The sequence below is a fragment of the Paenibacillus terrae genome (assembly GCF_000943545.1).
In the GTDB taxonomy this organism is placed as follows: domain Bacteria; phylum Bacillota; class Bacilli; order Paenibacillales; family Paenibacillaceae; genus Paenibacillus; species Paenibacillus terrae_A.
Genome location: NZ_JTHP01000125.1, coordinates 1 through 9352, shown reverse-complemented (window position 1 = coordinate 9352; position 9352 = coordinate 1). Strand labels below are relative to the sequence as shown.

General features: G+C 48.5%; 9 protein-coding genes. All 9 read left to right on the top strand.

Annotated elements, in window-relative coordinates; genetic code table 11:
- The coding region (locus QD47_RS28410) for a UDP-N-acetylglucosamine--N-acetylmuramyl-(pentapeptide) pyrophosphoryl-undecaprenol N-acetylglucosamine transferase (RefSeq protein WP_044649282.1) at positions 1-455 on the top strand (455 nt) is incomplete at its 5' end.
- Between the two features lie 146 nt (positions 456-601).
- Positions 602-1507: a UDP-N-acetylmuramate dehydrogenase gene (murB, locus tag QD47_RS28405; RefSeq protein WP_044649280.1), complete on the top strand. Its 906-nt coding sequence runs from the start codon at positions 602-604 to the stop codon at positions 1505-1507.
- Positions 1497-2807, top strand: a complete 1311-nt coding sequence (gene murA / locus QD47_RS28400) for a UDP-N-acetylglucosamine 1-carboxyvinyltransferase (protein WP_200893545.1) — start codon at positions 1497-1499, stop codon at positions 2805-2807. Before murB ends, murA begins: the two co-directional genes overlap by 11 nt.
- A gap of 56 nt (positions 2808-2863) precedes the next feature.
- Complete coding sequence (locus QD47_RS28395) at positions 2864-3628, top strand: cell division protein FtsQ/DivIB (protein ID WP_044649279.1); 765 nt, start codon at positions 2864-2866, stop codon at positions 3626-3628.
- Positions 3629-3827: 199 nt separating this feature from the next.
- Entirely contained in the window at positions 3828-5099 is a 1272-nt protein-coding gene (ftsA, locus tag QD47_RS28390; protein ID WP_044649278.1) for a cell division protein FtsA, read from the top strand.
- 67 nt (positions 5100-5166) lie between these two features.
- Positions 5167-6291 (top strand): cell division protein FtsZ, encoded by a 1125-nt coding sequence (ftsZ, locus tag QD47_RS28385; protein ID WP_044649277.1) that lies wholly within the window; start codon positions 5167-5169, stop codon positions 6289-6291.
- Between the two features lie 233 nt (positions 6292-6524).
- Positions 6525-7604 (top strand): sigma-E processing peptidase SpoIIGA, encoded by a 1080-nt coding sequence (gene spoIIGA, locus QD47_RS28380; protein ID WP_044649276.1) that lies wholly within the window; start codon positions 6525-6527, stop codon positions 7602-7604.
- A gap of 1 nt (position 7605) precedes the next feature.
- Positions 7606-8346, top strand: coding sequence for an RNA polymerase sporulation sigma factor SigE (gene sigE, locus QD47_RS28375; protein WP_014282431.1), 741 nt, complete (start codon positions 7606-7608; stop codon positions 8344-8346).
- Between the two features lie 96 nt (positions 8347-8442).
- Positions 8443-9225, top strand: a complete 783-nt coding sequence (gene sigG / locus QD47_RS28370; RefSeq protein WP_007431182.1) for an RNA polymerase sporulation sigma factor SigG — start codon at positions 8443-8445, stop codon at positions 9223-9225.
- The last annotated feature ends 127 nt before the right edge of the window (positions 9226-9352 follow it).

Genomic DNA, 9352 nt, shown 5'->3' with positions numbered 1-9352 from the left:
ACACGACGACTTATGTGACTGGTGAATCTTACTATGAGCAGACATTGGACAGCATACGGAATCAGATCGGATCATTGCCCAATCATCTGCATGTGCTTCCCTATATTCACAATATGCCGGAGGTGCTGGCTTGTACCTCTTTAATCGTTAATCGCGCCGGCGCATCCTTTTTGGCTGAAATCACATCATTGGGTATTCCATCCATTTTGATTCCATCTCCCAATGTGACGAACAACCATCAGGAGGCCAATGCCCGTACACTCGAAAAGGCAGGGGCTTCTGTCATGATTGTGGAGAAGGACTTGACTGGTGCGTCCTTGTTTCAATCTATTGCGGGGATTATGGAGGATGAGGCATTGCGCAGCCGGATGGCTGAATCAGCGTCAGCGCTTGGCAAGCCTGATTCAGCCGATATTTTAGTAAAAGAAATGGAGCGTCTTGCCCGTAAAAGTTAGACCGTAGCGCAGACTGGGCGGTTGTCACACACCGGATGGTATTGACATAAGATACCCTATACATTGTGACCATCACTCAGGCTGCCGGTTGTCAGGTGAGAGCCATACAACCATGCGGGGCAAGCAACAAGGAGGTTTCAGTACAAATGCAGCAATGGATGCCATTATTAGCGGAGCATGATATCGGAAAAGTGCTGGAGCATGAGCCGCTTTCCAAATATACGACGTGGAAGATTGGGGGTCCGGCGGATGCACTTGTCATCCCGGATACCAAGGAGCAGCTAGCAACTTTACTGCGGCTGGCTGGCGAGCACGGAATCCCGTGGATGCAGTTGGGACGGGGCTCGAACATGCTCGTTTCCGATAAAGGAATCCGGGGCCTCGTGATCAAACTGGGACCGGGATTTGATTATGTCCGTTTTGAAGATGAACGGATCGTCGCCGGTGGAGGCGTGTCACTAGTCAAACTGTGTGTTATGGCCAGCAAGCAGGGGCTATCCGGTCTCGAATTTGCGGGAGGTATCCCAGGATCGGTTGGCGGGGCTGTCTACATGAACGCCGGTGCCCATGGGTCTGATGTGTCACAAATATTCCAGTCCGCTGAGATTGTGCTGGATACAGGGGAATTGGCTGTGTATGATGCCGAACAAATGCATTTCAGCTATCGTCACTCCGTGCTGCATGAGCAGCGTGGAATGGTGACAGAGGCGGTGTTTCGGATGAAGCAGGGCAACCGTGAGGAAATTTCGGCGGCTCTTGCGGCTTTCAAAGATCGTCGTAGGCTGACTCAGCCGTTACAGCTGGCTTGTGCGGGAAGTGTGTTTCGCAATCCGCCAGGAGACTATGCGGCCCGTCTCATTGAAAACGCAGGTCTCAAGGGCTTAAAAGCGGGAGGCGCTGAGGTTTCCGTACAGCATGCCAATTTCATTGTTAATACCGGTCAAGCGACAGCAGAGGACGTGCTTACCCTAATGAAGCATATTCAAAGTACAATATCATCTCAAACCGGCATCAAGCTAGTTCCGGAGGTTTTCGTAGTGGGTGAGCGGTAAACTCGGAGGTGATACATTGGACAAATTGGTGATTGAGGGAGGCCGTCCCTTGTCAGGCACCATACGTATCCATGGGGCAAAAAACGCGGCACTACCCATTCTTGCGGCAAGCTTGCTTGCACAAGGAAAAGTAGAAATTCGGAATGTGCCCCATCTATTAGACATTAAGGTCATGCTGCACATCCTTGAGAGACTTGGCTGTACATGCCGACATGAAGAGGAAACGGTATACGTGGATACGTCGTCCGTCCGAACGTTCCAGATTCCGGAAGATTTGATGAAGCAGATGCGCTCGTCTATCTTTCTGATGGGACCGCTGCTCGCCAGATATGGAGAAGTTTCCATTTACCAGCCGGGAGGCTGTGCCATAGGCGAGCGCAAAATTGATCTTCACTTGGATGGCCTGAAGGCTCTTGGAGCGGAGATCGTGGAAAAAGAAGAACAAATTACGTTTCGGGCTCGCAAGCTGACTGGAACGGATATCCATCTGGATTTCCCGAGCGTGGGGGCTACAGAAAACATTATGATGGCCGCTGCGTTGGCCGAAGGCCAGACAACGATTACCAACGCAGCGAGGGAACCTGAGATTCAGGATCTTCAAAACTTCCTGAATGCGATGGGAGCTCGTATTATCGGAGCGGGGACGGATACGATTACGATTACGGGAGTCAACTCCTTGAATCCGTGTACGTATGAGGTTATTCCCGACCGTATTGTGGCCGGGACCGTTATGATCGCGGCTGCGGCCACGCGTGGCAGTGTGTCGTTGACGCACTGTAATCCCTCCCATTTGTCCGCTCTGATTCACGTCCTCAGGCGGGCTGGTGTTCAAATCGGCATCTTGAATGATATAATGACCGTAAGCTGCATGAGCCGCCCCAAAGCGGTGGAAAGGATTGTTACCTCCCCTTACCCGTCTTTTCCGACGGACTTGCAGTCACAAGTCATGGTTCTGCTTTCTCTGGCAGATGGCTTTAGTGTGATGAAAGAGACGGTCTTCGAAAGTCGATTCAAACATGTGAATGAATTGAATGTGATGGGTGCCGATATTACGGTTGATGCGAATGCCGCCTTTATACGGGGAGTTCCCCGTGTGTATGGGGCCACGGTAGAGGCTACCGATCTACGCGCGGGGGCTGCGCTGGTTATAGCGGGTCTGGCAGCTCAAGGCCTTACCATTGTCGAGCAGGTACACCATATTGACAGAGGGTATGACCGGATTGAGCGTCTTTTCCAGGGACTGGGTGCACGAATGAGCCGTCAGTCTCCGGTGCCGGAGCAACTGGATTTCGTAAATTAATGCCTGTAATGTCCCTCCGCTAGCGGAGGGACCAAAGGCTTTTGTGGAGAGAAGCTATGCCAAACGCTCAAATACCTGTTCTTAAACAGAACAGAATGAAAAAAAGAACAAGTCGGAAGATTGCCATCCTGCTCATTTTGTTGTTTATCGTACTGCTTGCTGTTCTCTTTTTCCGTTCCTCGTTAAGCCGGGTTTCTGAAATCCGTTTTGACGGTAATGTATTTTCGACTCGGGAACAGTTGCTTAATCGAAGTGGTCTGGCTATCGGGGATCAGTATTTCGGAGTCAGTTCTTCAGGCATTTCCAATAAGCTGCGAGAGATTCAGTCGATTCAACAAGTAACAGTGGACAAGCAGTTTCCAGGAGTTATTGCTGTTCATATTAAAGAGTATGCTACGGTTGCTTACGAGTTGCAGAGTGATGGGAGCCTGCGCGCCATTCTTGCAAATGGGACAAGCGTTGGCGTGGGCAGCAGCGGAATTGCAGTTGAGAAGCCCATTTTGACCAAATGGAAATCGGATGATCCCTACAAAGCAAAGCTGTGTGATGCGTTATCTCGGATTCCGGGGGAATGGACTGCCGATATTTCGGAAATCATTCCTGCGCCGATCCCTTCTTTTCCAGACCGTATAAAAATGTATACGCGCTCTCAATTTGAGGTTATTACGACGGTTTCTCTTCTGAGCTCTAAAATCAGTTATTTGAATCAGGTGCTGGAAACAGAAGAGCCTGGTTTGATCACAATGCTGGAGGCAGATTCCTACGTTCCGTTCAAACAGGATACGAGCGAAGAGCCCCAAGAAAAAGATACTACTCAGTGATGTGAAAAAATGCTAGAATTGATTTTATGGGTAATAGACTTGCCTCCTTCTTTTTTCTTCGAATTTTTATGTGACTGCAACCATAAATTGGCTTCTAAAAAATTTGTAGAAAAAAGAGGGAAAGCATGGAGTATGTTGAATATGTACAGAGTGTGTTCAAAGAACGAAATTCATTTTGGAGTCAGGAGGTGCCACAGACTTGAGCAACAATGACATCATTGTTAGTTTGGACATCGGTACATCCAAAGTTCGGGCTATTATTGGGGAAATGAACAATGGAACCTTTAATATTATTGGAGTTGGATCTGCCGACTCGGAAGGGATTCGCAAAGGTGCAATTGTAGACATCGATCAAACCGTGCAATCAATCCGTAACGCCGTGGATCACGCAGAGCGCATGGTTGGTATTCAAATAACAGAAGTGTATGTGGGGATTTCAGGCAACCATATTGGCCTGCAAAATAGTCATGGCGTAGTAGCCGTGTCCAACGAGGACCGTGAAATCGGTGAGGAGGACATTGAGCGTGTGCTCAAGGCAGCTGAAGTTATTGCAGTACCACCAGAGAGAGAAATTATTGACGTGGTAGCCAAGCAGTATGTCGTGGATGGCCTTGAAGGTATTCAAGACCCTCGCGGTATGATCGGAGTTCGTCTGGAAGTAGAGGCTACGATTGTTACGGGAGGCAAGACGCCGATACATAATCTGTTGCGCTGCGTTGAGAAGGGCGGCTTGAGAATCAAAGATTTGGTGCTGCTACCTCTGGGCGCTGGACAATTGTCACTTTCGAAGGATGAAAAGGTGATGGGTTCGGTGCTGGTGGATATTGGTGCAGGCTCTACAAATGTTGCTATTTTCCAGGAAGGAACGATTGTTGCCACATCTACACTTCCCATCGGCGGAGAATTTGTAACCAATGATATAGCCTACGGACTGAGAACCCTTACCGATCAAGCCGAAAAAGTAAAGCTTAAATACGGCTGCGCATGGTATGATGATGCGGCAGCCGATGTCGTCTTTAAAGTGACCCGTATTGGCAGTAATGTCGATAAGGAATTCAATCAACAGGACTTGGCTGCCATTATTGAGCCGAGGGTGCAGGAAATCTTTCAACTCATTCAGGCGGAAGTTAAGCGCTTGGGTTACACAGAGCTTCCGGGGGGTTATATACTTACCGGAGGCACCGTCTCCATGCCTGGTGTACTTCAGGTGGCACAAAGCGAACTGGCCGCTTCTGTAAGGATCGCCGTACCGGACTTTATCGGTGTAAGGGATCCGGGTTACACAAGTGGAGTCGGCATCTTGCATAATGCCATTCGCTACTATCGCGGAAGATCGACCAGCGTTAGCAGCAACAGCGGTGGAAGTTCCAAGAAGCCGACCAACCGAACCAAGAGCAGTCCCGTTGCGGAAGGCGAGCAAAAGCAGGGGTTGATTGAACGCTTAAAAAACATGTTCAGTGAGTTTATATAACGTTCATTGCTAATTATGCCAATCATGGACGGGCCATCCATGCACATTGAGGGGGAGATGGAATAGTATGTTGGAATTTGATTTTGAAATGGAGAGCTTGGCTCAAATTAAAGTGATCGGCGTCGGAGGCGGCGGCAGCAATGCGGTTAACCGAATGATCGAAAATGGTGTTCAGGGTGTGGAGTTTATCACCGTCAACACAGATGCTCAGGCGCTTCATTTAGCGAAGTCTGAGCATAAGCTTCAAATTGGTGATAAGCTGACTCGCGGCCTGGGTGCCGGAGCTAATCCGGATGTGGGTAAAAAAGCGGCTGAGGAGTCGCGTGAACTCATTATGAACACACTCAAAGGTGCGGATATGGTATTCGTGACGGCGGGAATGGGTGGCGGTACAGGTACTGGAGCAGCTCCTGTCATTGCTGAAATTGCCAAGGAATGCGGCGCGCTGACTGTAGGCGTTGTAACACGACCATTCACATTTGAAGGGCGTAAGCGCTCCAATCAAGCCGAGCTGGGCATTGAGGGATTAAAAGAAAAGGTAGACACTTTGATTGTTATCCCAAATGATCGCCTGCTTGAAATTGTGGATAAAAAGACCCCTATGCTGGAAGCATTCCGCGAAGCGGACAATGTTCTTCGTCAGGCGGTACAAGGTATTTCTGATTTGATCGCTGTACCGGGTCTGATCAACCTTGACTTTGCTGACGTAAAAACGATCATGACGGAGCGCGGCTCAGCCTTGATGGGAATTGGCGAAGCAACTGGCGAGAATCGGGCGGCTGAAGCAGCACGCAAGGCTATCATGAGTCCGTTGTTGGAAACATCGATTGAAGGCGCACGGGGTGTGATTATGAACATCACTGGCGGTAACAATCTGTCTTTGTACGAAGTGAATGAAGCGGCTGAAATTGTAACGTCGGCTTCCGATCCGGAGGTCAACATGATTTTCGGTGCTATCATTGACGAAGAGTTGAAAGAAGAGATCAAGGTTACCGTCATTGCCACTGGCTTTGAAGGTAAACCAAGCCAACCGGCACCGGGGCGTAAACCGGCTGCCAACCCGGCGGCACCTGAATCGGCGGAGAAGGGTTCTCCTAACTTGCGTCCGTTCGGCAACACTCAGAGCAGTGATCAACTCGATATTCCGACATTTTTACGTAACCGTTCACGCAATAATAACAACGATAACTAGATTGAAATCAGATAGCCCGTATTCTCCTTGGAGATACGGGCTTCTTTCTGTTTTCTGCATCTTGTGTTCGATTCGTTAGCCGATTCAAATGTAAGAACTCCATTTTTACCATTTCCCGTGCTTCTCCCCTTTCCGACAAAATTAGTCGGTCACCGTCCCCATCGTTAGACAGACTTTGAACAGCATGACTACTATACTTAAGCCTATCCTGCAAACGCTGGGCGGGTGAACCTTTGGTTTTTTACATCGACTTAATTTTTTTGGCCAATTTGTTCATTGATGCTGTACTGCTGATGGCTACCGCCTGGATGAGAAAAATTCGTCCGGTGTGGTGGCGGCTGCTTGCTTCGGCTGTTATCGGTGCGATGTATGTGGTCATGATGTTTGTGCCGGAGCTGTCCTTTTTATTTACATTCCTGATTAAGCTGGCATTATCGGTCATTATGCTGTTGGTGGCTTTTGGATTTGGCAGCATGCAAAAGTATCTTCGTACGATGGGTGCTTTTTATATGATCAATTTTGTAGCAGCGGGAGGAATTCTGGGGATGCATTATTTACTCCAGAGTACGGGGGAATTGTTTAATGGCATCTGGTACACGGCTTCAGGTGGAATGTCCTTTGAGCTGAAAATTGCATTCTGGTTTATTTTATGCGCATTTGGCGGAGTGATGCTTTTCTTTCGTATTGTACAATCTTCAAAGCATCGCGCGGAAAGGATGAGTGGATTTCTGGGTGAGGTGCAGGTATGGATCGGACAGGATCATATTGAGTGTACAGGCTTGTTGGATACGGGGAACCAACTTCATGATCCTTTGACCCGGACACCCGTGATGGTCATGGAGGCTGCCTTGTGGGAGGCGTATTTACCCTCTTCCTGGCTCCAAAAGCTATCTGAGGGAAATGCGGATCAGCTGGTGATGGAGTTGGGAGACGAATCGTTCAACTGGCAGGATCGAGTTCGTCTCGTACCCTATCGTGGCATTAACCGTAACCACTCCTTTATGCTCGCACTCAAACCGGATCGCGTAGAGGTGGTGATGAATGGGGCTCGTTATGTGCATCATCGGGTGCTGATCGGCTTGGATGGAGGGAAGCTGTCAGCAGAGGGAAAATACCGCGCGATCATTCATCCAGATGTGACGGCACACGCGGAGGGGGCTGCTGAGCCGGAGGATCATAAGCAGGAAGCAAGCTTTGAAGCGCAGGACGATGGTCGTGGACACACGATCAGGTCTGAAGGCAATCAGGCTATTGCTGTAACGGACGAAGGGATACAGCGAGATTTAGCACCATTTTCAGAAGGGGGAGAATGACATGCGGGAACAGATGAAATTCAAGATGAAAATCAGGTTGACTTTACAGTTGCAATATTATCGTATTTTATTTTTATTCGGGTTAAAAAGTGAAGAGATTTATTATATCGGCGGCAGCGAGGCGCTCCCCCCGCCGCTGACGAGGGATGAGGAAGAGTATTTGCTTGGAAAACTCTCTTCCGGTGACGCAGCAGTACGCTCCATGTTGATTGAACGGAATTTGCGGCTGGTGGTGTACATTGCACGTAAGTTTGAGAACACAGGAATCAACATTGAGGATCTCGTATCCATAGGGGCGATTGGACTTATCAAGGCAGTTAACACCTTTGATCCCGAGAAAAAAATCAAGCTTGCTACCTATGCTTCCCGATGCATCGAAAATGAAATTTTAATGTATTTGCGCCGAAATAGTAAAACGAGAACGGAAGTTTCTTTTGACGAGCCTTTGAATATTGATTGGGATGGGAATGAGTTGCTACTTTCCGATGTGATGGGGACGGAAAATGATACCATTTACCGCAATATTGAGGAGCAGGTGGACCGCAAATTATTGCATAAGGCGCTGGATAAGCTGACGGATCGGGAACGTCTGATTATGGAGCTGCGTTTTGGCTTGCAGGACGGGGAAGAGAAGACACAGAAGGATGTTGCTGACCTGTTAGGCATCTCGCAATCCTATATTTCGCGTCTGGAAAAACGTATTATAAAGCGCTTACGGAAAGAGTTCAACAAAATGGTGTGACGTTTGGGTATATTCGGAAGCGATGGAAACGGCGAATAAAAAAACACCCTCAGGAGATAATGTACATTAATGTTGCTCCTTGGGAGGTAAGACACGATGACCCGAAACAAAGTGGAAATTTGCGGTGTGGATACCGCCAAACTGCCGGTGCTAACCAATGCGGAAATGCGCGAGCTGTTCACATCACTTCAGCAAAATAATGAACGATCAGCCAGAGAAAAATTGGTTAACGGCAATTTACGGCTCGTCCTGAGTGTGATTCAGCGCTTTAACAATCGGGGAGAGTTTGTTGACGATTTGTTTCAGGTAGGATGCATCGGCCTGATGAAGGCGATTGATAATTTTGACCTTTCGCAAAACGTGAAGTTTTCCACTTATGCGGTGCCGATGATTATCGGTGAGATACGCCGGTATTTGCGGGACAACAATCCGATCCGTGTATCCCGTTCGCTGCGAGATATTGCATATAAGGCGCTTCAAGTGCGGGATAGTCTGACAAATCTGAATTCGCGGGAACCGACGATTTTTGAAATTTCTGAGGCGCTGAACGTGCCTAAGGAAGATGTTGTGTTCGCATTAGATGCGATTCAGGACCCGGTTTCGCTGTTCGAGCCGATATATCACGACGGGGGCGACCCAATCTATGTGATGGATCAGATCAGTGATGACAGAAATAAGGACGTCTCATGGATTGAGGAAATCGCTCTGCGGGAAGCGATGCATCGCCTGGGCCAGCGTGAAAAGATGATATTGTCCATGCGTTTTTATGAAGGAAAGACGCAGATGGAGGTTGCCGACGAAATCGGTATCTCTCAAGCCCAGGTTTCGAGATTAGAGAAGTCGGCTATACAGCAAATGCAAAAGCATGTGAAGTCTTAGTTTTAAGGGAAGAGAAGCTTGGAAGGCACACCGATAAAAACGATCCTGTGTGGATCGTTTTTGCGTTTAAAGGACATTTTTTTGGGTTCTCTCGCTCATATAGTGAAATAAAGGATAGTCGTCGTGT